This window comes from Pseudomonas medicaginis (assembly GCF_965119365.1).
Classification (GTDB): Bacteria; Pseudomonadota; Gammaproteobacteria; order Pseudomonadales; family Pseudomonadaceae; genus Aquipseudomonas.
In genome coordinates, this window is record NZ_OZ221631.1 from 4,487,105 (window position 1) to 4,509,098 (window position 21,994).

Sequence of the window (21,994 nt, forward strand, 5' to 3'; positions counted from 1 at the left end):
GCACTCATCGGTTGGCGAAGTACATCGTCACTTCAAAGCCAATACGCAGGTCGGTGTACGCGGGTTTAGTCCACATGGGTCTTTCCTCTTCTTGTACCGGGCGATTCCGGCAAGGTCATTAATGCACGCCACGCCTGGGGCTCGAATGCTACTTTCGAAGCGGTGGGTGGGGTGCGTTGGTATCGGGTGGATGGCGTGCAATTGCATAACCCATGCGGGAGCGAGCTTGCTCGCGATAGCGGCCGATCAGTCAACATCAATGTTGAATGCCCTGACCTCATCGCGAGCAAGCTCGCTCCCACAGGGTATCGTGCTGTGTTATCGGATCAGAAGAACCCCAGCGGATTGACGTCGTAGCTCACCAGCAGGTTCTTGGTCTGCTGATAGTGGTCGAGCATCATCTTGTGGGTTTCACGCCCCACGCCGGACTTCTTGTAGCCACCGAACGCGGCGTGCGCCGGGTACAGGTGGTAGCAGTTGGTCCACACGCGACCGGCCTTGATCGCCCGACCCATGCGGTAGGCGCGGTTGATGTCGCGGGTCCACAGGCCGGCGCCGAGGCCGAACTCGGTGTCGTTGGCGATCGCCAGGGCTTCGGCTTCGTCCTTGAAGGTGGTCACACCCACTACCGGGCCGAAGATTTCCTCCTGGAACACGCGCATTTTGTTGTGGCCCTTGAGCAGGGTCGGTTGAATGTAGTAGCCGCTCGACAAATCACCCTCCAGGCGCTCGGCCGCACCACCAGTCAGCAGTTCAGCGCCCTCTTCCCGGGCGATTTCCAGGTAGGAGAGGATCTTGTCGTATTGCTGCTGCGAAGCCTGGGCACCGACCATGGTCTCGGTATCCAACGGATTGCCCCGTTTGATCTTGGCGATTTTCTTCATCACCTCGGCCATGAACGGCGCGTAGATCGACTCTTGCACCAAGGCGCGAGATGGGCAGGTGCAGACTTCGCCCTGGTTGAAGAACGCCAGCACCAACCCTTCGGCGGCCTTTTCGATGAAGGCCGGCTCGGCTTGCATGATGTCTTCGAAGAAGATGTTCGGCGATTTGCCGCCCAGTTCCACAGTGGACGGGATGATGTTCTCGGCGGCGCACTTCATGATGTGCGAGCCGACCGGGGTGGAACCGGTGAACGCGATCTTGGCGATGCGCTTGCTGGTGGCGAGGGCTTCACCGGCTTCGCGGCCAAAACCATGGACGATGTTCAACACGCCAGGTGGCAGCAGGTCGGCGATCAGTTCGATAAAGACCGTGATCGACAGCGGCGTCTGCTCCGCTGGCTTGAGCACGATGCAATTACCGGCGGCCAAGGCCGGCGCGAGTTTCCAGGCAGCCATCAGCAGCGGGAAATTCCACGGAATGATCTGCCCGACCACGCCCAGCGGCTCATGGAAATGATAGGCCGTGGTCAGCTCGTTGATTTCGGCGGCCCCACCCTCTTGGGCGCGAATGCAGCCAGCGAAGTAACGGAAATGGTCGGCCGACAGCGGCACATCGGCATTGAGGGTTTCGCGTACGGCTTTGCCGTTGTCCCAGGTCTCGCTGACGGCGAGGACTTCCAGGTGCTGCTCGATACGGTCGGCAATTTTCAGCAGCACCAGGGAACGGTCCTGCACCGAGGTCTTGCCCCAGGCGTCGGCTGCAGCGTGGGCGGCATCCAGGGCCTTGTCGATGTCGGCGGCACTGGAGCGTGGGAATTCGGCGATGATCTCGCCATTGACCGGCGAGGTGTTGGTGAAATATTCGCCGTGGGCGGGCGCGACGAATTCGCCGCCGATGAAATTGCCATAGCGCGGCTTGAAGGAAACGACGGCGCCTGGGGTTCCGGGTTGTGCGTAGATCATGATGGGGCCTCTGCCTGGTCGATGCCTGTCACGGGACAGGCGATAGGCCGATGGTAGAGAGCCCCGCCTGCCGGACGAATGCGTCGTTGGCAGGGGGGACTCTCGTTATTTGGTCGTAGGTTTTGCCGCGATCTGAGGATGACCCGGGCTTTTTTGTGGGAGCGAGCTTGCTCGCGATGGCGGCGGATCAGTCAACATCAATGCAAGATGTTCTGGCCCAATCGCGAGCAAGCTCGCTCCCACAGGTTCTACATTTTCCACAGGTTCTGCACTTGCCAGAGTTGGCTCAGTGCTTGGCCACCAAGTCCTTCGGCAACTTGAAGGTCCAGAGCATGCCGCCCTGGTTGAAGTCCTTCACGCGCTTGGCCACCTCGCCGCCCCACAGCGGCACCGCGCCGCCCCAACCGGACACCACGGAGACGTATTGCTCGCCTTCCATTTCCCAAGTGATGGGCGAACCGAGCACGCCGGAACCGGTCTGGAATTCCCAGACTTTTTCCCCGGTCTTGGCGTTGAACGCCTGCAGGAACCCTTCAGGCGTGCCGGTGAACACCAGGTTGCCCTTGGTGGTCAGGACCCCGCCCCACAGCGGCGCGAAGTTCTTGTGCCGCCAGACTTCCTTGCCGGTCTTGGGGTCGATGGCCCGCAGCACGCCAATGTAATCCTCGTTCAGCGGCTTGATGGTGAAACCCGCCCCGAGGAATGCCGCGCCTTTCTTGTAGGCGATGCCTTCGTTCCAGATGTCCATGCCCCATTCGTTGGACGGCACGTAGAACAGGCCAGTGTCCTGGTTGTAGGCCATGGGCATCCAGTTTTTCGCGCCGAGGAAGGCCGGTGCCACGAACACCGAACTGCCCTTCGCTTCGCTGCCCGGCGCCCCCGGACGGCTGGCCTCGTTGTAGATCGGCCGCCCGTCCTTGTCCAGGCCAGTGGCCCAGGTGATCTTGTCGACAAACGGGAAGCCGCGGATGAACTTGCCGTTGGTGCGGTCGAGCACGTAGAAAAAGCCGTTGCGGTCGGCAGTCGCCGCCGCCTTGATGTCCTTGCCGCCTTCCTTGTAGTTGAACGAGATCAGTTCGTTGACGCCGTCATAATCCCAACCGTCGTGGGGCGTGCTCTGGAAATGCCACTTGATGCTGCCATCGTCCGGGTTCAGGGCCAGGCGCGACGACGAATAAAGGTTGTCGCCAGGACGCAGGTGGGAGTTCCATGGCGCCGGGTTGCCCGTGCCGAACAGCAGCAGGTTGGTTTCCGGGTCGTAGTAGCCGCCCAGCCAAGGCGCGGCACCGCCGGTTTTCCAGAGATCGCCCGGCCAGGTCTTGCCGGCCTCACCGCCGGAAATACCGTTCTCGACCGCCTTGCCATCCTTGTAGACGTAGCCCATGTGGCCTTCCACCGTCGGGCGGGTCCACAGCAGTTCGCCATTTTTCGGGTCGTAGGCGCTGATCTGGCCGACCACGCCGAACTCGCCCCCGGCCACCCCGGTAATGAGCTTGCCGTTCACTACCATGGGGGCGGCGCTGATGGAATAACCTTCCTTGTGGTCGGCCACCTTCTTGCTCCACACCACTTTGCCGGTGTCCTTGTTCAGGGCCACCAGCTTGGCGTCGAGGGTGCCGAAGAACACCAGGTCACCATACAACGCCACGCCGCGGTTGATCACGTCGCAGCAAGGACGGATGTCATCGGGCAGGCGCGCATCGTACTGCCACAGTTTCTTGCCGGTACGCGCATCCACGGCGAACACCCGCGAATAGGAACCGGTGAGGTACATCACCCCGTCCTTGATCATCGGCTGGGCCTGCTGACCGCGCTGCTTTTCGCCGCCGAAGGAGAACGCCCAGACCGGCCGCAGGTCCTTGATGTTATTGACATTGAGGCTATCGAGCGGGCTGTAGCGCTGGCCCTGGACGCCCAGGCCGTTGGTCACGACCTGCTGCGGGTTTTTCGGGTCCTGGAGAATTTCCTGATCGGTCACGGCGGCCAAGGCCGAACCAGACAGCAGCATGGCACTGAGCAGCAGGCTCACGGCGAAGGGTTGGCGACGTGCGGGTTGAGTCATGACGGCTACCTCTGCGGTTATTGTTATACCCGGGAAATTTTCCCGGTCTGCCACAGATTCTTGGGCCCGCAGCCCCTGCCAACAATTGCCCGCTGTGTTGAGTTTTCTAGTTCCTTGGTACATGTGGGGCCGTTGCCTGTGTCCACAACGCCTGCGACGAGCCCATTTGTGGCGAGGGGATTTATCCCCGCTGGGTTGCTCAGCAGCCCCATGAACCAGTCCAGTCACCCTGATAGTCAGCAGAAGATAGAGGGCCGCTTCGCGCCCCATCGGGGATAAATCCCCTCGCCACAGGGGCATGCGTTCAGTCAGGATCGTGGGCATCCACCCGCTTCATCCCCGCTCGCTCGTAGCGTGGATAGAGATGACTGACGCTACGGATCAACTCATACCGACTCAAACTGATCCCGGCAAAGCGCTCGGGAATAGGGCTGCGGATCATCTCGGCCATGTCGTCGCCCCGGGCCGCGCCGTCGCGCATCAGTTGGTCGAGCCAGCCCAGGTAGTCGCGCATCTGCGCAAATGGCCGGGCGTCGGTCGCCACCGGGCCGTGGCCGGGCACGATGTGTTTCCAGGGCAAGGCCTGCAAGGTGTCCAGGTCTTTGAGCCAGACCTCCAGACCGGGGCTGTTGGGGGTGGTCAGCGCCCGTTCGTAGAACACCAGGTCGCCGGCGAACAGTACGCCCGTGGTTTCGTCGAGAATCGCCAGGTCGGCGCCGGTGTGGCCAGCCAGTTGCAGCAATCGCAAGGCATGATTGCCCACCTTCGACACGCCGGGCTCCAGCACCTGCGTGGGCAGCACCACCTCGGTGCCACGCATCCAGTCGCCCACCAGCCGGTACATGTTCTCCGCCATGGCATCGCCCTGCTGACGCAGCAAGTCCGTGGTCCCCGCCAAGGCACCGATCGGCACGTCGCTGAAAGCCTGGTTGCCCAAGACATGATCGGGATGATGGTGAGTCAGCAACACCTGGATGACCGGCTTATCGGTGGTCGCGGCGATGGCCTGGCGCAGCGCCTCGCCGTAGCGTTTCGACGGCCCGGTGTCGATCACCACCACGCCGGCATCGGTGACGATGAACGCCGTATTGACGATGTTGCCGCCGTTGGCCTTGGCAAAGTTCTCGGTGCTGCCTTCCAGCAACCAGGTGCCTTCGGCGATCTGCCGGGGCACGAGGGCATAATCGGTGGCGGACCATGCCGGCGGGCACAGGCCAAGACAGATCAGTAACAGCCAGCGCATGGTGCGTTCCTTCTGGTCAGGGAATGGCCGCCTCGAACACGTTGCCGCTGTTGTCGCGCAGCACCAGGCGGGTCTGTCCCGGGCCTTGGATGTCGAAGCCCAGGTTGGGGTTCTCACTGACCGCCGGGAACAATTCCAGGCGTGCCAATACCTGGCCGTCGGCGTCCAGCAGTTGCGCCTGGTTGAGGAAAAACTCCGGGATACCGCTCACCAGGCCGTTATCCATGGGATGAGCCACCTGCAGGCGCAGGCGGCTCGAGTCGCCCCGGGGATAGCGGGCGCCCAACACCTCGCCCAGGTGCTCCTCCCAACCCGGCTGGGTGCGCACCACGCTGGGTGCGGTGCAACCACCACCGGCCGCGTCGATCAGGGTCGAGCCGACGTGCCACAGGCCATCGCGGGTCTGCACGGCGGCGCGCAACGGCGTGGCTTGCTCGATGCGAATGCGGATCGACAGCCAGGGCAGCACCCTCTCTGCGGGTTGAAAGTCGACGATTTTCGGCAACGGGTTCAGCTCGGCCCAGGCCAACACCCGTACGACATCGCCAGCAAAGGCCCGGGCATCGATTTCCAGGGGTACCTGGCGCGCGTCTTCGGCAAAGGGTGGCGCCAGCAGGCGCACCCGGTCATCGAACACGAACGGCGCATCCCCCAGCAATTGCTTGTGATAAAAGGCCCACATCACCGACGGCACCGGGTCCTTCCCCGGTTCGACCGCCGCCAGCACAATCGTTGGCAGGCCGCACCACAGCAGGCACCACATGGCCCATTTCATCCCTGCGCTCCTATTGATACATCTCCGGCACTTCGTAACGCAGGCCGTAATGGGCATAGACGGTCTTGACGCTGCCGTCGCGGATCAAGCCTTCCAGCGCCTCCTCAACCGCATAGGCCAACTGACGGTTGCTTTCATGCACCGCCATGCCGATTTCCCAACGTTGCTTGCCCATGTTCGGGTAGGCGTTTTCCGCCAGCGCCAGTTGCGGATCAGCCGCCTCGTGCACTTGCCAGTCGACCTCCCCGCGCATGGCCATGACCGCGTCGACCTCGCCAGCCTGCATGGCCTTGAAAGCCTGGCCGACACCGGGGTAATGGCGGGTCTTGCCGCTGAGCATGCCGTTGAACACCGAGGTCAGGTAGAACGACGGCACGCTGTCGACTTCCACCCCGATCGGGTGTTGCTGGAACACCGCGACGCTGCCCACCGAATCCAGGCGGCGGCGGTCATACGCCACCTGCCAGCACTCCTGCTGATAGGGCCCGAACATCACCACCTGGGCATTTTCCAGCTCACCGATGTCGTTGCGCCTTTGCACGTAGTCGTGATCGTACGGCACCCGCATCATCAAGTCGGCCAGTTGCCGATCGTGCAGCGGGCTGCTGCGCCAGATGTAGTCACGCAGATCGTCATCGAGCTTCTCGCCGGGCGGTGCCCACATCAGTTTCAGCCGCACACCCATGGCCTTGGCCAGGGCCTGCGCCAATTCAACGTCGACACCCCGGGGCTGGCCCTGGTCTTCAAAACTGTAGGGAGCGAAATCCTTGTAGACCGCCACCTTCAATTCCCCGGCGGCGATCATCTGATCGTAGCTGCGCACCTGCGCCTGCACCCCCTGGCCACACAGCAGCAGGCTGCACATCACCCACGCGAACAGGCGCATGGCACTCACTCCTCGACGTGCACGCTGTCGAGATAGGTGCGCACCGCCCACAAGGCTTCCTGGCTCAGGTAGTCGGCCATTTTCGGCATGTAGACCCGGCCGTCGCGCACCGCACCGTGGCGCACACGCTCGACAAACCACTCATCGCCGGCCTCGGCGGCGTCGAGCATGCGCAGGTCCGGGGCGATGCCGCCCGACTTGGCTTCCAGGCCATGGCAGGCGGCGCAGTTCTGGTTGTAGGCCGAGGCACCGATTTCCACGGCCTTTTCACGCTCGGGGGAATTGCGATACGGGTTCTGGGCAGCCCACCCATCGGCGTCCAAGGGCAATTGGGTGTCCTTGATCGGGGTCAGTCCCTTGGTTTCCACTGCTTGGGGCACTACGTTGCCATGGGCCCATACGGAGCCTGCGCCGGTCAGCCCTATCAGTAATGCGGTAGCGATGATGGCGTTGCGTTTTGTTGTCATTGTTATGCCCTCTGGATTGCACGCAAGACCTCTTGGCAGAGGCCGTGCCGTCATCTTAGGAACCCTGCGGCACCAGCCGAATGCTGCTTTGGTGGTCGGGGTCTAGTTCCTTGGTAGCAGGCCATCCGACGCAAGTCGCAAAGACAGGCGGTTCGGGAAGTCTTCCCGGCAAAGGCGGGACTTTTTCCGTATCGGCGGGCCCTTGTGCAACCCAACCTAGTCAGGCCAAAACCTTTCACTGGGAACTGCCACCATGAGAATAAAAACGCTACCCGCCCTCTCCTCCCTGACGGTTGCCTTGCTGCTGGCCGGCAGTCTGTCGCTGAGCCCATTGGCCAGTGCCGCGACGCCGGGGGTCAGTTGGGAAGACATTGCCAACGACCACCTGACCACCAAGGACGTGCTGCAATACGGCATGGGCACCAATGCCCAGCGCTGGAGCCCACTGGCCCAGGTCAACGACAAGAACGTGTTCAAGCTGACCCCGGCCTGGTCCTACTCATTCGGAGACGAGAAGCAGCGCGGCCAGGAATCCCAGGCCATCGTCAGCGACGGTGTGGTGTACGTCACCGGCTCGTACTCGCGGGTATTCGCCCTCGACGCCAAGACCGGCAAGCGCCTGTGGACCTACAACCACCGGCTGCCGGACAACATTCGCCCATGCTGCGACGTGGTCAACCGCGGCGCAGCCATCTATGGCGACAAGATCTACTTCGGCACCCTGGATGCGCGAGTGGTCGCCCTGGATAAAAACACCGGCAAGGTGGTGTGGAACAAGAAGTTCGGCGACCACTCCGCCGGCTACACCATGACCGGCGCGCCGGTGCTGATCAAGGACAAGACCAGTGGCAAGGTCCTGCTGATCCACGGCAGTTCCGGCGACGAATTCGGTGTGGTCGGGCAGTTGTTCGCCCGCGACCCGGACACCGGCGAAGAAGTCTGGATGCGCCCGTTCGTCGAAGGCCACATGGGCCGCCTCAACGGCAAGGACAGCACCCCGACCGGCGACGTCAAGGCGCCCTCCTGGCCCGACGACAAGACCACCGAGACCGGCAAGGTCGAAGCCTGGAGCCATGGCGGCGGCGCACCTTGGCAGAGCGCCAGTTTCGACGCCGAGACCAACACCATCATCGTCGGCGCGGGCAACCCCGGCCCCTGGAACACCTGGGCGCGCACGGCCAAGGACGGCAACCCCCACGACTACGACAGCCTCTACACCTCAGGCCAGGTCGGAGTCGACCCGAGCACCGGTGAGGTGAAGTGGTTCTATCAGCACACGCCCAACGACGCCTGGGATTTCTCCGGCAACAACGAGCTGGTGCTGTTCGACTACAAGGACAAGGACGGCAAGGTGGTCAAGGCCACCGCCCACGCCGACCGCAACGGTTTCTTCTACGTGGTGGACCGCAACAACGGCAAGTTGCAGAACGCCTTCCCCTTCGTCGACAACATCACCTGGGCCAGCCACATCGACCTGAAGACCGGCCGTCCCGTGGAAAACCCCGGCCAGCGTCCGGCCAAGCCATTGCCGGGAGAAACCAAGGGCAAGCCGGTGGAAGTCTCGCCACCCTTCCTCGGTGGCAAGAACTGGAACCCCATGGCCTACAGCCAGGACACCGGTCTTTTCTACGTGCCCGGCAACCAGTGGAAAGAGGAATACTGGACCGAAGAGGTGAACTACAAAAAAGGCTCGGCCTACCTGGGCATGGGGTTCCGCATCAAGCGCATGTACGACGATCACGTCGGCAGCCTGCGGGCAATGAACCCCACCACGGGCAAGGTGGTGTGGGAGCACAAGGAGTCGCTGCCGCTGTGGGCCGGCGTGCTGGCGACCAAGGGCAACCTGGTGTTCACCGGCACCGGCGACGGCTTCTTCAAGGCCTTCGATGCGAAGACCGGCAAGGAGCTGTGGAAATTCCAGACCGGCAGCGGCATCGTCTCCCCGCCCATCACCTGGGAGCAGGACGGCGAGCAGTACATCGGCGTGACCGTCGGCTACGGCGGTGCCGTGCCGTTGTGGGGCGGCGATATGGCCGAACTGACCAAGCCCGTGGCCCAGGGTGGGTCGTTCTGGGTGTTCAAGATTCCAGCCTGGGATAAGGCCACGGCGCAAAAATAACCTGAGCCCAACCGGGTCCCGACCCACACCACAACCCTCTGTGGGAGCGAGCTTGCTCGCGATAGCGCAGTGTCAGTCAACATGAATGCCGGCTGAACCACCGCCATCGCGAGCAAGCTCGCTCCCACAATTGCCCGAGTTCGTGCCATGAAATTCTTGCCATTGCTGCTTCTGCTCATCGGTGCCTTTGTCCATGCCGACGACTCAGACACCCCTCTGACGATCAACGGCTGCACCATCGCCGAATCCAGCCAATGCCCCGGCGCCAACCTGCGGGGCGCAAAACTGGCAAACCAGGACTTGCGCAAAATGAACCTCAGCGGTGCCGATCTGCGCGACGCCGACCTGCGGCACGCGCGGCTGGACCTGGCCAACCTTGAGAAAGCCCAGCTACAAGGCGCCAACCTGACCCGTGCCAGCCTGCAACAAAGCAACCTGCGCCTGGCGGACTTCAGCGGCGCCACGCTCAAGGCAATCCAGGGTTGGGGCCTGTTTGCCCAAGGCGCGCAATTCCAGCGTGCCGACTTGACGGCGGCCTACCTGCAGTTCGCTCGCTTGTCCGGGGCCCGCCTGCACGAGACCAATCTCCAGGCCGCAGACCTGGAAATGGCCTGGCTGAGCAAGGCCGACCTCAAGGGCGCCGACCTGCGCGACGCCAACCTGCAGGAAGCCAAGCTCGGCGAAAGCAACCTGGAACAGGCCAACCTGAGCGGCTCCCGCCAGCACTATGGAAATTTCCAGGATGCGAACATGGAAGGCTGCACCGGCTGCCCGACATCCTGGGATAAGTAAGGATTGCCACCAAACCCGGTGGCGAGGGGATTTATCCCCGTTGGGCTGCGAAGCAGCCCCTTGGAGCAGCTCACTCAGTGAATCTGACACACCGAGTTATCAGGTTTTGGGGCTGCTTCGCAGCCCAGCGGGGATAAATCCCCTCACCACAGTTGACCATCGCAGTGGAACCCTGGGATTCACCCCGCCACCCGCACCACCCCCATATCAATCCCCAAGTGCACCAGCTCGGCATGGGAGCTGACCTGCAACTTGCTCTTGAGCAACGTCAGGTGGTTGGACACGGTCTTGGCGCTGATGCACAACTGTTCGGCGATGGTACGGGCGGGGGTGCCTTTGGCGAGCATGACGAAGATCTCCAACTCCCGCTGGGTCATGCATTGCAGGCGCGGGTCGACATCCTGTCGCGAGCTGGCGCAGGCCAGTTGCGTGGCCAGGGACTGTTCGATGTAGACATGGCCGGCCAGCACCCGGCGTACCGCGTCCACCAGCACCTGGGGCGCTGAGTTCTTGGTCAGGTAGCCCGCGGCGCCGGCCTCCAATGCCTGGCGCACCAGCGGCAGTTCGTCGTGCATGCTGAAGAACAACACCCGCAATTGCGGCAGGCGCTGGCGTAGCCGGCGGGTGGTTTCCAAGCCACTGATGCCGGGCAGGCCAAAGTCCATGATCACCAGGTGCGGCACCTGCTCCTGCACCTGGCTCAACGCTTCTTCACCGGTGGCTGCTTCGCGAACCTGCAGGTCCGGCATCAGCACGCGCAACAGGCTGGCATAGCCCTGCCGCACCACTGCATGGTCATCCACCAACAGAATGTTCATCGCGCCTCCAGGGCAATATTCAAGGCCAGCGCCCAACCGGCGCCAGGCTGGCTGATGATGCGCAACTCCCCACCGAGGCTGCGCGCCCGTTCGGACATCGAATGCAGGCCCACACCGGCGCGCGGCGGTTGCAGCGCCCCGCGGCCGTTGTCGCGCACCAGCAACCGCAGGCGCCCGGCGCGGTGTTGCAAGCGAATCCGCACCTGCGTGGCACCGGCATGCCGGGCGACGTTGGTGAGTGCTTCCTGCAACAAGCGATACAGGTGGGTCTTGTCCGCTCCAGACAGCGGGGGCAAGGCGTCGTCGATCTGCAATTGACAGGCGATGCCCTGGCTGGCCTGCCATTGCCCGGCCAACAACCCGATGGCCTCGCACAATGGCAGGTGCTGCAACACCACCGGGTACAAGTCATGCACCAGAGCCCGGAAACCCGCCTGCAAATGCTCGCAATGGTCTTCGAGCTGGCTGACGGTCTGCTCCAGCGCCGGCGGCTGATCCATCAGCAACCGCAGCAGGCAGGCGCGGGCGCGGATGCCGGCCACGTATTGGCCCAGGTCGTCGTGCAGGGTCTGGGCCAGCCGGGTGCGCTCCTGCTCCTGCACGGCCAGCAGGGCCTGGGTGAGCCGGGCGTTGTCAGCCTGGGACTCCGCCAGGGCGGCGGTCATGCGGTTGAAATGACCCGCCAGTTGCTGCGCCTCCGGCACACCTTCAGTGTTCAGGCGCACCTGCAGATTGCCGGCCGACACCTGGCGCAAGGCATGCAGCAACTCATCGAGCAGACCCATGCCACGGCGTACCGCCCAGCGGATCACCAACAGGCTGAGCGCCAGGGCCAACGCGCAGACGTACAACAGTTGCACCAGCGAATCGAGAATCTCGTCGATTTCGTCCCGTGGATCGACGGCAATCCAGGCCCGCCGACCGTCAGGCAAATCCATCACCTGAGCCGCCGGGCCATCGTCCAGTAACCGGCGACCGAGCCAGGCCTTGATCCCGTCTTCGTCCGCCGGGAACCGTTCTCCGGGGGCCAGCCAACGGACCCGCACATGACGCAGGCTGCCGGTCAACCGCGGCTGGAGGCTGGCCGGGTCGCGCTCGGCGGTTTCACGCAGGTAGTGCACCACCGATTCCGCCGATTGCAATTCTCGTTTCACATCGGCCATGGCCTGGTGCAGCAGCAGACCGGCACAGGCCAGGGTGACCAGGGCGAAGAAAGCTGACACCCAGAGGTTGATGCGCCAGAGGGCTGACATGGCTAGTGCTCCAACCCTGAATTGATACCCCCACCCTGTGGGAGCGAGCTTGCTCGCGATGACGGCGGCACAACCGATACTGAGGCCGACTGAACCACCGCCATCGCGAGCAAGCTCGCTCCCACCGGAGGGGTTGGAGAGTTCCAGGCCTTGGGACGATCAACCCCGATCAAACTCAGGATCAGCAGAAACGGCAACAGCAGCGCTTTGAGAACCCGCATGGTCTGTCCCCTCCTGGTCAATGACGATGCCTCGCATCCTAAAACCCCTGCATCCAAGGTGAGTTACTACCTTGGTACTGCCCCGGCGGTACTTTCTGCATATTTCCCCATGGCCGTGGCCTTCCTATGCTGGCGCTACCCGCAATGGAGGATGTCATGCGCCGGCTCGTCAGTTACGCCCTGGTTACTCTGCTGGCAGCGGCAACCGCTCACGCGGGCGATGCCACGCCGCTGCAAGTGCGCATCGGCTACCTGGGTTACCGTCCCGATCCGGGCCCGTTGCTGTCCAACGTCATTGCCGAACCGGCCGATGCCGGGTTGCGCGGCGCGGAACTGGCGATCGTCGACAGCAACAGCACCGGGCGTTTTCTCAAGCACGACTACCGCCTGGAAAGCGCCAGCGTCGACACACCCGAAGCCCTGCTCCAAGCCGCCCGCACCCAACACGCCGAAGGCCTGCGACTGTTCGTGGTCAACGCACCGGCCGCCAGCCTGCGCGATCTCAGCGCCGCCCTGCCCGACAGCCTGCTGTTCAATGCCGGTAGCCCCGACGACAGCCTGCGCACCACCGACTGCCTGGGCAACGTGCTGCACAGCCTGCCCGACCGCGCCATGCTCGCCGACGCCCTGGTGCAGTTCAGCGTGGTGCGCAAATGGCAGCGGGCCTTGCTGATCGTCGGCCAGACACCCGAGGACCAGGCCTACGCCGCCGCATTGCGCCGGGCCATGAAACGCTTTGGCATGAAGACCGTCGCCGAGAAGGCCTGGCAGTTCGACAACGACCAGCGCCGCAGCGCCCAGGCCGACATGCCGCTGTTCACCCAGACCGCCGAGTACGACGTGGTGCTGGTGGCCGACGAGCGCGGCGACTTCGGCGAATACTTGCCCTACCAGACCTGGTACCCACGCCCGGTGGCCGGCACCCAGGGGCTGACGCCCACGGGTTGGCACAAGACCGTGGAAACCTATGGCGCGGCGCAGTTGCAAAAACGCTTCGAAGCCCTGGCCGGACGCTGGATGGACGACCGCGACTTCGCAGCCTGGATCGCCGTGCGCAGCATCGCCGCCGCCGTGGGCAAACTGCGCCAGGACGACCCGTTCGCCATCCGCCAACTGGCCCTCAGCGACCAGTTGCCCCTGGACGGTTTCAAGGGCCGCAAGCTCAGCTACCGACCGTGGAACGGTCAACTGCGCCAACCGATTCCCCTGGTCCAACCCCGGGCACTGGTCAGCACCTCGCCCCAGGACGGTTTCCTGCACCCCTCCAATGAAATGGACAGCCTGGGCTACGACCAGCCCGAAGTGAGCTGCCGTTACCCCTGATCGATAACAACAATAAGGAAAACCGCCATGCGTCGCTCCCTGATTCACCCGGCCCTGTTACGTAATGCCCTCGCCCTGGCCGCTGCGTTGCTCGCCGCCGGCCCTGCCGCCGCCAGCATCGCCTGGGTCTCCAACGAAAAAGACAACAGCCTGAGCCTGATCGACATGCAGCGCCTGGAAGTCATCGAGACCCTGCCGGTGGGCCAGCGCCCCCGGGGCCTGCTGCTGTCCCATGACAATCGCCTGCTGTACATCTGCGCCAGCGACTCGGACCGGGTCCAGGTGATGGACGTCGCTACCCGCAAGATCATCAAGGAACTGCCTTCCGGCAAGGACCCGGAGCAGTTCGCCCTGCACCCCAACGACCGCTGGCTGTATGTCTCCAACGAAGACGACGCCCTGGTCACGGTGATCGACACCCAAACGTCCGAAGTGCTGGGCCAGATCGGCGTAGGGGTCGAGCCCGAAGGCATGGCGGTCAGCCCCGACGGCAAGTGGGCGGTCAACACCAGTGAAACCACGAACATGCTGCACTGGATCGACACCAGCACGCAGACCCTGGCCGACAACACCCTGGTGGACCAGCGGCCACGTTTCGTCGAGTTCAATCGCGACGGTACGCAGCTCTGGGCCTCGGCGGAGATCGGCGGCACCTTGACCATTCTCGACGTCGCCTCGCGCCAGGTGCTCAAGACCCTGACCTTCCAGATCAAGGGCGTGCACCCGGATAAAGTGCAGCCGGTGGGCATCAAGCTCAGCGCCGACGGCACGCTGGCGTTCGTCGCCCTGGGCCCGGCCAACCATGTGGCGGTGATCGACGCCAAGACCTTCGAAGTGCTGGATTACCTGCTGGTGGGCCGACGGGTCTGGCAACTGGCGTTCACCCCGGACCAGAAGCAACTGCTGGCGACCAATGGCGTCAGTGGCGATGTCTCGGTGATCGATGTAGAGAGCCGCAAAGTCCTGAAGTCGGTGAAAGTCGGGCGCTACCCTTGGGGCGTGGTGGTCACGCCATGAACGCCCTGGAGGTCAGCGACCTGAGCTTTGCCTATGGCGCGCGCGAAGCCCTCAAGCAGATGAACTTCAGCCTGTCCGCCGGACGTTTCGCCGCGCTGCTGGGTCCCAACGGGGCCGGTAAGTCGACGCTGATCGCCCTGCTCACACGCCTGTACGACCTGCAACGTGGCGAGATCCACATCGGCGGTCATTCCCTGCGGAAATCACCAAGACCAGCCCTGCGCCAGTTGGGCGTGGTGTTCCAACAAAGCACCCTGGACCTAGACCTGAGCATTGAACAGAACTTGCGCTATCACCTGGCGCTGCACGGTTTTTCGCGGCGCCAGGGCAGCGCCCGCATCGACGCCGAACTGATCCGCCAGCACCTGACGGAGCGCCGCCACGAGCGGGTACGCGACCTCAACGGTGGCCATCGACGCCGGGTTGAGATTGCCCGCGCCCTGCTCCACGAACCGCACCTGTTGCTGCTCGACGAACCCAGCGTCGGCCTCGATCCGGCCAGCCGCCTCGCCCTCGGCCTGCACATTCGACAACTGTGCAGCGAACAAGGCATCAGCGTGCTCTGGACCACTCACCTGCTGGACGAAGTGCAGCCCAGCGACGACCTGTTGATCGTGCACCAGGGCCGCCTGGTCGCCAGCGGGCAGGCCGCTGCGGTGAGCCAGGAACATGGCGGCACCCTCGGCTCGGCCTTCACCCGTTTGACCGCCCTGGGAGTCCAGCCATGAACGCGTATTGGCATTGTTTCAGTGGGATCGTAGTGCGCGAGTGGCTGCGTTTCGTGTTGCAACGCACCCGGCTGCTCAGCGCCCTGGTCCGGCCGCTGCTGTGGCTGCTGGTGTTCGCCGCCGGCTTTCGCGCGGCACTGGGCATCGCCATCATCGCGCCCTATGACACCTACATTCCCTACGAGGTGTACATCGTGCCGGGGCTGGCCTGCATGATCCTGTTGTTCAACGGCATGCAGGGCTCGCTGTCGATGGTCTACGACCGAGAAATGGGCAGCATGCGCGTGTTGCTCACCAGCCCCCTGCCCCGGGCGTTCCTGCTGGCGAGCAAGTTGCTGGCGACGTCGCTGATCTCGCTGCTGCAGGTCTATGCCTTTCTCGCCATCGCCTGGCTGTACGGCATCCAGCCCCCACCCCTGGGCCTGCTGCTGGCCTTGCCGGCCTTGCTGCTGGTGGCCCTGATGCTCAGCGCCCTGGGCCTGTTGCTGTCCAATGCCATCCGGCAACTGGAGAATTTCGCCGGGGTGATGAATTTCGTGATTTTCCCGATGTTCTTCCTGTCTTCGGCACTGTACCCGCTGTGGAAAATGCAGGAAGCCAGCCCCTGGCTGTACTGGCTCTGCGCGCTCAGCCCGTTCACCCACGGCGTGGAATTGGTGCGCTTTGCGCTGTATGAGCAGTTCAATCTGCTGGCGATGGCGGTATGCGTGGGGTTGACCCTGGTGTTCGCGCTGTTGGCGGTGTGGACGTTCAACCCGCAGCATGCGGCGTTGCGCAAGGCCAATTGATCATGCCCATATCCGGTGAGTGGAACCCTGTGGGTAGAGACCTGTGGGAGCGAGCTTGCTCGCGATAGCGGTGTGTCAGTCAACATCATTGCTGAATGATCCGCCGCTATCGCGAGCAAGCTCGCTCCCACAAGGTTCTCCACAAGAGTTCTGTGCAGGGCCTTGGCCAAAATTACTACTTTAGTACCGGTTTTCCTGTCTATGGTCGCATTCACAAGACCTCAACCCTGGCATGTAATGGGCGCATAACAAAAAGGATAAATCCTATGCCCCGTTTGCTGGCGATACTCCTGCTGGGCCTGGCGTTGAATGTCGCCCAGGCCGATACCGCGCTGTTTTCAGCCCAGGGCTACCGCATCGCCCAATACCGCAGCCCCACGCCCGCCACCGCCGACGGCGCCCAGACCCTCGACACCCAGACCCTGCAACGCTTGCTCGACCAAGCCCAGCCTCCGCTGCTGATCGACGTTTACCGTCGTCCGTGGGTCCAGGGACGCTTCATCGACAACGAACCCCATGCCAACCTCCCCGGCAGCCTGTGGCTGGCCAATACCGGTGACGGTGATCTCGATCAGAGCTGGCAGGATTACTTCAGCCATCACCTGCGCACGGCCACCGGCGGGAGGCTGGATCTACCGCTGGTCTTTTATTGCCGTTCGGATTGCTGGTTGAGCTGGAACGCGGTAAAACGCGCCGCTGCCATGGGCTATAAGCATTTGTATTGGTACCGAGACGGCCTGGACGCCTGGGAGGCGGCGAACCTGCCCCTGCAAGCGGCCCGGCCCGAACCCTTTCCCTGAACGTGCAAGAAATGCCTGCAACTGCCCTGCCCCACACGACAATAACGAGGTGAATGGCCATGTATAAAATCCTGATAGCCGACGATCACCCACTGTTTCGCGAAGCCATCCACAACGTCATCAGCGACGGCTTTCCTGGCAGCGAGGTCATGGAGACCGCCGACCTGGACAGTGCCCTGGCATTGACCACCGAGCACGACGACCTGGACCTGATCCTGCTGGACCTGAACATGCCTGGCATGCACGGGCTCAATGGTCTGATCAACCTGCGCAACGAGGCACCGACCATTCCCGTGGTGATCGTCTCCGCCGAGCAGGACAAGCAAGTGGTGTTGCAAGCCATCACCTACGGCGCGGTGGGCTTTATCACCAAATCCTCGCCCCGCTCGCAGATGACCGACGCCATCGAGCAGATCCTCAACGGCAACGTGTACCTGCCGCCCGACATCATTCGCACGCAAAAAAGCCCGATGGGCCGCCGCCTGAACGAAACCCCGGCGTTCCCGCCGGAACTGCTCCAGGCCTTGACCCGCAAGCAACTGCTGGTACTCGAACGCATGACCAAGGGCGAGTCGAACAAGCAGATCGCCTACACCCTGGATATCGCCGAAACCACCGTCAAGGCCCACGTCTCGGCGATCCTGCGCAAACTCAATGTGCACAACCGGGTGCAGGCGATCCTCAGTGCCGGGGATATCGATTTCGGGGCTTACCTGCGGCGTTGAACCGGTCCCCCTGTTTGGACCGGGGGACATGGTTGACACGTTCCTGTGGCGAGGGGATTTATCCCCGTTGGGGCGCGAAGCGGCCCTAAAACCCGGCAACTTAGTACGTCTGACAGACCCTGGGGCTGCTTCGCAGCCCAGCGGGGATAAATCCCCTCGCCACAACAGCGTTCGGCTTAATGGCCCTGGGGTTGGCCCAACAAATGACTCATCGCAATCTTGAGCTTCATCGGCCGCACCGGCTTGTGCATCAGCGTGTGGCCGCGCTCGCGAATCTGCTGCTTGAGCTCATTGCTGTAGTTGGCGGTGATCATCATGGCCGGGATCGGTGAAGTGCGCCGGGCGTTGATCCGGGCCACGGCGTCCACGCCGTTCTGATCGTGGTCCAGGTGATAATCGGCGATCAACAGGTCGGCTTCGGCGTGGTAGTTGTCCACCTGGCAGGCCAGGTCCTGTTCCGACAGGGCCGTCACCACCCGGCACCCCCAGCCTTCCAGCAAGGTGCGCATGCCGGCACAGATCGCCGCATCGTTATCCAGCACCCAGACCCGAGCCCCACGCAGTCGCTCGAGCATCGGCTCGCTCATGTCCAGGCACGGCAGCGGCTTGGGCGCCGTGGCACTCAGCGGCACGTCGATGGCGAACATCGAGCCCTTGCCCGGCCAGGAGCGCACCTGGATCCGGTGCCCGAGAATCCCGGCGATTTTCTCGACAATCGCCAGGCCCAGGCCCAACCCACGGTCCTGGTTCGGGCGCTGCACATCGCCACGCTTGAACTCCTGGAATATTTCCTCCAGACGGTTTTCGGCAATGCCGATGCCGCTGTCCCAGACCTGGATGGTCACGCGCTGGCGATGCCGTCGGCAGCCCAGTACCACCCGCCCGCTGGGGGTGTAGCGAATGGCATTGCTCAGCAGGTTGCGCAGGATCCGCGCAAGTAATTGCATGTCGCTGCGCACCAACACCGAACAACCGACAAAGTGCAGTTCCAGCCCTTCGCTGCGGGCGATCTGGGCGTATTCGGCGGCCAGGTTGTCCAGCAACTCGCTGAGGCCGAACGGCGCGACATCGGCCTTGATCACCCCGGCGTCCAGCTTGGAGATGTCCACCAGGGTGCCCAACAGGTTCTCCACGTCCTGCAGCGAATTGCTGACGTTGCGCACCAGTTGCGCATTGGCGACCGGCTCGCGACGCTCGAGCAAGGCACTGGTGAACAACCGGGCGGCGTTGAGCGGTTGCAGCAGGTCATGACTGACCGCCGCGAGAAACTTGGTCTTCGACAGATTGGCCTGCTCGGCCTCGCGCTTGGCCTCCCGCAGGCGCAACTCCACCCGGCTGCGCTCGTCGATTTCGCGCAGCAACTGGTCGTTGAGGGTGGTCAGTTCGGCGGTGCGCTCCTGGACCCGCTGCTCCAGGTTCTGGTAAGCCTGGTGCAAGGCCTCGGCCGTGCGGCGGCGTTCGGTGATGTCGCGGATCAGCACGAAAATCCCCACCACTTCGCCGTTGGCCAGGCGGTTGGGCACGTAGGAGCGCAGCATGTAGCGTTCCTGGTTGTTGATGTTGGTCTCGGCGAACTCAAACGTCACGCTCTCACCCGCCAACGCCCGCGCCACGTAGGCCTCCAGGCGCTGGTAATGCTGCTCGCTGTGGGCTTCGCGCAGGCTCTGGCCGAGCATCACGCCCCGGGGCCAGCAATACCATTGCTCGTAGACCTTGTTGGTGAATTCGTAGACCAGGTCGGCGTTGAGGTAGGCGATCAGCGCCGGCACATGGTCGGTAATCAGGCGAATCCAGCGTTCGCTTTCGCTCAGCGCCTCGGCGTGCTGGTAGCGTTCGGTGATGTCGGTGAAGGTGTTGACGTAGCCGCCAGTGGGTAAGGGATGCGTACGGATCTCCAGGACCCGGCCATCGGACAGGCGCTGCTCGGACTCGTGGATCAGCCGGCCGTTGCTGTCGCGGCTGGCCGGGGTCAGCAGTTGCAACTCACTGTCGGCAATCACTTCATTGAACGGCCGGTGCGCCGCCACCGGTGCCAGGCCGCTGAGCTCAAGGAAGCGCCGGTTCCACAGCTCCAGCACGCCTTGGGCATTGACCATCGCCACACCCTGGGACAGGTTGTCCACCGCCCGCTGCAACAGGTGGGACTTCTGCGCGATGGCCTGCTCCCGGCGCACGGTTTCACTGAGCTTGACGTCGGTGATGTCGGTAAACAGGATCACCCGCCCGCCTTCCTGGGTCGGCCGCTCGCTGACTTGCAGCCAACGCCCGTTCTGCAAGCGATACAGCACATGCTCGTCGGCCTGGCCCCGGGGCTCTTCGTTGAATAGCCCGTTGGCAGTCATCAAGCGCTTGACCTCGGAAAGGCGCATGCCGGCGATGATGCGCACCCGGCTGTTGGCCCAGAAGGCCTTGAAGCGGCTGTTGAACAGGACAATGCGTTGCTGCTCGTCGAACAGCACAAATGCGTCGGAGATGCTTTCGATGGCATCGATCAAGTGCCGGTGGGCGGTTTCCGCCCGCAGCCGCGCCTCACCCAGCAAGTGATTGCCGGCCTTGAGTTCGGCCATGGCCTGGTTCAGGGCATCGGTGCGCTCACGCACCTGTTCGGCCAGCACCACCGAGTGCTGGAACGCCGCGTAGGGGTCGTTGCCCCGCGTGACACCAGACTCCACCCGCTCGATCAGCGCCTCGTTGATGCGCCGCAACTTGCGGTTTTCGTGTTGCAGGCTGGCGAGCTGGGCCTGCAGGTCAGCGATGGCCGGGGACGCGATGTCGGGCAATGGCAACTCCGGTGAACGTCTGGTTGATGTGCATGCCATTGAACTGTTCTCCATAGGTGTTGAACCCCATCACCCGTTGTTCCCGCAGGAACTGGCCGATCTGCTCCAGGCCGCCGCGATCTTCCAATTCCAGGCGCCGGAGGAAGCAATCGCAGCCGATGGTCAGCAACAGGTCACCGAGGCGCGCCTGCAAACCGTCGAACAGCGCTTGCAGGTTGTGCAGCAAGGGCCCGGGAGTCATGGCGGTGAGAACGATGCCGTTCTCCACCGCACAGTAGAAACTCAGGCTCAGGTCCGGATGCACCTGCTGGATGGCGCGCACGTAGTACTGGTCGTTGATGCGCACCGCCAGTGGATGGGCGGCGAAGACCCGGTAGTCGAGGGCGCTCACCGGCACGCCGATGTGCCGGGCGTATTCTTCGGCGGCGGGTTCGGCGTTGAGCTCGTAGACCCGTCGCGAGGCGCTGTCGGCGCCGGTCACCACCAATTTCTCCTCCCGGGGCAGGATGTGATGGGTGGTGAAGACTTCGAATTCCAGCCAGGTGTTGATCAGCACCACCACCGCCGCGCCACTGTGAAACTGGCCTTCGAAATAAACGTGGGTGTGGGTCAGGTAGTTGTCATCGCCGGCCGACCCGCCGAAATGCGGGATGTCCCCCAGGGCGGCGCTCAAGGCCGCCAGCACCATTTCCTCGCGACTGGACAGGCCATCGAGCAGGGTCAAGGCGAAACTGTGGCCCTTGATCGGCGCCAAGGCGTTGCTGCGACAGCCGCTGGCCAGGCGCTCGACCATTTGCTGGGCATCGATCAGGCTGAAGCGTTCCATTTCGCCGATCAGTTCGGCGGCGATGGAAAAGTGCCGGTGATCGAAACCCACCGCCGTCACGCAGTTGCGACCATAACCTTGCGCGGTGATTTCACCGGCGCTGGTGCAGCCCACCAGGCGAATCCCGCCGAAACTCTGGGACAGCGCCTGGCCCAGGGCCGGCAAGTCGTATTCGGCGGAACAGAAAAACAGCACGAACCCCAGGTGCGGGTGCAACAACTGCCGCGCCAACTCTTGGGCCACCTGCTGGACGTCCGTCGCCTGGGACATGGCGCTCACCACACCTTCGCTCTGGGCCTGCTGCATCTTCGCCTCCGACGGGTGCGTGATAGGAGCCCTGAGTGTACGAAGCCGCGCCGGCTCGACGAATGCTACTTGGGTAGCGGGTGGGCGCTTCCATGGGATGAGATTGCCCCCACAAGCTCCCTCGCCACAAAAGGAACGGTTCGGTGCACAGGCAACCAGTGCCCATCGGTGCCAAAACACCCACCACACAGCGCCGCACCGGCCAGCAGAGCTGCCCC

At 63.4% G+C, this 21,994-nt stretch carries 19 protein-coding genes; 8 read left to right on the top strand and 11 right to left on the bottom strand.

Features of this window, described 5'->3' with window-relative positions:
• Positions 1-4: 4 nt before the first annotated feature.
• From pqqA to pedF, 7 genes are all read right to left on the bottom strand, one after another.
• On the bottom strand, positions 5-76 hold the full coding sequence (gene pqqA / locus ACMTA2_RS19855) for a pyrroloquinoline quinone precursor peptide PqqA (RefSeq protein WP_003243383.1): 72 nt from the start codon (positions 74-76) through the stop codon (positions 5-7).
• Between the two features lie 250 nt (positions 77-326).
• Positions 327-1,847, bottom strand: a complete 1,521-nt coding sequence (gene exaC, locus ACMTA2_RS19860) for an acetaldehyde dehydrogenase ExaC (RefSeq protein ID WP_413791396.1) — start codon at positions 1,845-1,847, stop codon at positions 327-329.
• 286 nt (positions 1,848-2,133) lie between these two features.
• A complete protein-coding gene (locus tag ACMTA2_RS19865) occupies positions 2,134-3,909 on the bottom strand; it encodes a PQQ-dependent methanol/ethanol family dehydrogenase (RefSeq protein WP_413791397.1) in 1,776 nt (591 codons plus the stop codon).
• Between the two features lie 304 nt (positions 3,910-4,213).
• Positions 4,214-5,152 carry a quinoprotein relay system zinc metallohydrolase 1 gene (locus ACMTA2_RS19870; RefSeq protein ID WP_413791398.1) on the bottom strand — a complete coding sequence of 313 codons (939 nt, stop codon included), beginning with the start codon at positions 5,150-5,152 and terminating at the stop codon, positions 4,214-4,216.
• 16 nt (positions 5,153-5,168) lie between these two features.
• The gene (locus ACMTA2_RS19875; RefSeq protein WP_413791399.1) at positions 5,169-5,927 is read right to left on the bottom strand and encodes a quinoprotein dehydrogenase-associated SoxYZ-like carrier; all 759 of its coding nucleotides are present in this window, start codon (positions 5,925-5,927) and stop codon (positions 5,169-5,171) included.
• 10 nt (positions 5,928-5,937) lie between these two features.
• Entirely contained in the window at positions 5,938-6,813 is an 876-nt protein-coding gene (locus tag ACMTA2_RS19880) for a substrate-binding periplasmic protein (protein WP_413791400.1), read from the bottom strand.
• A 5-nt stretch (positions 6,814-6,818) separates the two neighbouring features.
• On the bottom strand, positions 6,819-7,280 hold the full coding sequence (gene pedF, locus ACMTA2_RS19885) for a cytochrome c-550 PedF (RefSeq protein WP_413791401.1): 462 nt from the start codon (positions 7,278-7,280) through the stop codon (positions 6,819-6,821).
• Positions 7,281-7,533: 253 nt separating this feature from the next.
• Here pedF and exaA point away from each other — a divergent pair, with 253 nt between their 5' ends.
• On the top strand, positions 7,534-9,399 hold the full coding sequence (gene exaA / locus ACMTA2_RS19890) for a quinoprotein ethanol dehydrogenase (RefSeq protein WP_413791402.1): 1,866 nt from the start codon (positions 7,534-7,536) through the stop codon (positions 9,397-9,399).
• A 147-nt stretch (positions 9,400-9,546) separates the two neighbouring features.
• Complete coding sequence (locus ACMTA2_RS19895; RefSeq protein ID WP_413791403.1) at positions 9,547-10,191, top strand: pentapeptide repeat-containing protein; 645 nt, start codon at positions 9,547-9,549, stop codon at positions 10,189-10,191.
• A gap of 179 nt (positions 10,192-10,370) precedes the next feature.
• Here the strand turns inward: ACMTA2_RS19895 and ACMTA2_RS19900 are convergent, their stop codons facing one another.
• Positions 10,371-11,009, bottom strand: coding sequence for a response regulator (locus ACMTA2_RS19900; RefSeq protein ID WP_413791404.1), 639 nt, complete (start codon positions 11,007-11,009; stop codon positions 10,371-10,373).
• Positions 11,006-12,262 carry a HAMP domain-containing sensor histidine kinase gene (locus ACMTA2_RS19905; RefSeq protein ID WP_413791405.1) on the bottom strand — a complete coding sequence of 419 codons (1,257 nt, stop codon included), beginning with the start codon at positions 12,260-12,262 and terminating at the stop codon, positions 11,006-11,008. Before ACMTA2_RS19905 ends, ACMTA2_RS19900 begins: the two co-directional genes overlap by 4 nt.
• A gap of 377 nt (positions 12,263-12,639) precedes the next feature.
• Between ACMTA2_RS19905 and ACMTA2_RS19910 the strand changes: the two genes are divergently transcribed.
• The 6 genes from ACMTA2_RS19910 to ACMTA2_RS19935 all read left to right on the top strand — a co-directional run bounded on the left by ACMTA2_RS19910 (position 12,640) and on the right by ACMTA2_RS19935 (position 17,864).
• On the top strand, positions 12,640-13,806 hold the full coding sequence (locus ACMTA2_RS19910; RefSeq protein ID WP_413791406.1) for an ABC transporter substrate-binding protein: 1,167 nt from the start codon (positions 12,640-12,642) through the stop codon (positions 13,804-13,806).
• A gap of 27 nt (positions 13,807-13,833) precedes the next feature.
• The gene (locus ACMTA2_RS19915) at positions 13,834-14,823 is read left to right on the top strand and encodes a YVTN family beta-propeller repeat protein (RefSeq protein ID WP_413791407.1); all 990 of its coding nucleotides are present in this window, start codon (positions 13,834-13,836) and stop codon (positions 14,821-14,823) included.
• Complete coding sequence (locus tag ACMTA2_RS19920) at positions 14,820-15,551, top strand: ABC transporter ATP-binding protein (protein ID WP_413791408.1); 732 nt, start codon at positions 14,820-14,822, stop codon at positions 15,549-15,551. The genes ACMTA2_RS19915 and ACMTA2_RS19920 overlap by 4 nt, the downstream gene beginning before the upstream one ends.
• Entirely contained in the window at positions 15,548-16,339 is a 792-nt protein-coding gene (locus ACMTA2_RS19925) for an ABC transporter permease (protein WP_413791409.1), read from the top strand. The genes ACMTA2_RS19920 and ACMTA2_RS19925 overlap by 4 nt, the downstream gene beginning before the upstream one ends.
• Positions 16,340-16,605: 266 nt before the next feature.
• Positions 16,606-17,139 carry a PQQ-dependent catabolism-associated CXXCW motif protein gene (locus tag ACMTA2_RS19930; protein ID WP_413791410.1) on the top strand — a complete coding sequence of 178 codons (534 nt, stop codon included), beginning with the start codon at positions 16,606-16,608 and terminating at the stop codon, positions 17,137-17,139.
• Between the two features lie 59 nt (positions 17,140-17,198).
• Positions 17,199-17,864, top strand: coding sequence for a response regulator (locus tag ACMTA2_RS19935; protein WP_413791411.1), 666 nt, complete (start codon positions 17,199-17,201; stop codon positions 17,862-17,864).
• A 176-nt stretch (positions 17,865-18,040) separates the two neighbouring features.
• Here ACMTA2_RS19935 and nahK read toward each other — a convergent pair whose 3' ends face one another.
• Together nahK and nosP are read right to left on the bottom strand one after the other, a co-directional pair.
• Positions 18,041-20,683, bottom strand: a complete 2,643-nt coding sequence (gene nahK / locus ACMTA2_RS19940; protein ID WP_413791412.1) for a hybrid sensor histidine kinase/response regulator NahK/ErcS' — start codon at positions 20,681-20,683, stop codon at positions 18,041-18,043.
• On the bottom strand, positions 20,613-21,776 hold the full coding sequence (gene nosP / locus ACMTA2_RS19945; RefSeq protein ID WP_413791413.1) for a nitric oxide-sensing protein NosP: 1,164 nt from the start codon (positions 21,774-21,776) through the stop codon (positions 20,613-20,615). The genes nahK and nosP overlap by 71 nt, the downstream gene beginning before the upstream one ends.
• Positions 21,777-21,994 lie beyond the last annotated feature (218 nt).

Excerpts from the sequence above, each read along its gene's own strand:
- ACMTA2_RS19930 (WP_413791410.1), top strand. The coding sequence starts at position 16,606 with ATGCCCCGTTTGCTGGCGATACTCCTGCTGGGCCTGGCGTTGAATGTC.
- ACMTA2_RS19870 (WP_413791398.1), bottom strand. The coding sequence starts at position 5,152 with ATGCGCTGGCTGTTACTGATCTGTCTTGGCCTGTGCCCGCCGGCATGG.
- ACMTA2_RS19920 (WP_413791408.1), top strand. The coding sequence starts at position 14,820 with ATGAACGCCCTGGAGGTCAGCGACCTGAGCTTTGCCTATGGCGCGCGC.
- exaA (WP_413791402.1), top strand. The coding sequence starts at position 7,534 with ATGAGAATAAAAACGCTACCCGCCCTCTCCTCCCTGACGGTTGCCTTG.
- ACMTA2_RS19910 (WP_413791406.1), top strand. The coding sequence starts at position 12,640 with ATGCGCCGGCTCGTCAGTTACGCCCTGGTTACTCTGCTGGCAGCGGCA.
- pedF (WP_413791401.1), bottom strand. The coding sequence starts at position 7,280 with ATGACAACAAAACGCAACGCCATCATCGCTACCGCATTACTGATAGGG.
- exaC (WP_413791396.1), bottom strand. The coding sequence starts at position 1,847 with ATGATCTACGCACAACCCGGAACCCCAGGCGCCGTCGTTTCCTTCAAG.
- ACMTA2_RS19935 (WP_413791411.1), top strand. The coding sequence starts at position 17,199 with ATGTATAAAATCCTGATAGCCGACGATCACCCACTGTTTCGCGAAGCC.
- ACMTA2_RS19880 (WP_413791400.1), bottom strand. The coding sequence starts at position 6,813 with ATGCGCCTGTTCGCGTGGGTGATGTGCAGCCTGCTGCTGTGTGGCCAG.
- ACMTA2_RS19865 (WP_413791397.1), bottom strand. The coding sequence starts at position 3,909 with ATGACTCAACCCGCACGTCGCCAACCCTTCGCCGTGAGCCTGCTGCTC.
- nahK (WP_413791412.1), bottom strand. The coding sequence starts at position 20,683 with ATGGCATGCACATCAACCAGACGTTCACCGGAGTTGCCATTGCCCGAC.
- nosP (WP_413791413.1), bottom strand. The coding sequence starts at position 21,776 with ATGCAGCAGGCCCAGAGCGAAGGTGTGGTGAGCGCCATGTCCCAGGCG.
- ACMTA2_RS19915 (WP_413791407.1), top strand. The coding sequence starts at position 13,834 with ATGCGTCGCTCCCTGATTCACCCGGCCCTGTTACGTAATGCCCTCGCC.
- ACMTA2_RS19895 (WP_413791403.1), top strand. The coding sequence starts at position 9,547 with ATGAAATTCTTGCCATTGCTGCTTCTGCTCATCGGTGCCTTTGTCCAT.
- ACMTA2_RS19875 (WP_413791399.1), bottom strand. The coding sequence starts at position 5,927 with ATGAAATGGGCCATGTGGTGCCTGCTGTGGTGCGGCCTGCCAACGATT.
- ACMTA2_RS19905 (WP_413791405.1), bottom strand. The coding sequence starts at position 12,262 with ATGTCAGCCCTCTGGCGCATCAACCTCTGGGTGTCAGCTTTCTTCGCC.
- ACMTA2_RS19925 (WP_413791409.1), top strand. The coding sequence starts at position 15,548 with ATGAACGCGTATTGGCATTGTTTCAGTGGGATCGTAGTGCGCGAGTGG.
- ACMTA2_RS19900 (WP_413791404.1), bottom strand. The coding sequence starts at position 11,009 with ATGAACATTCTGTTGGTGGATGACCATGCAGTGGTGCGGCAGGGCTAT.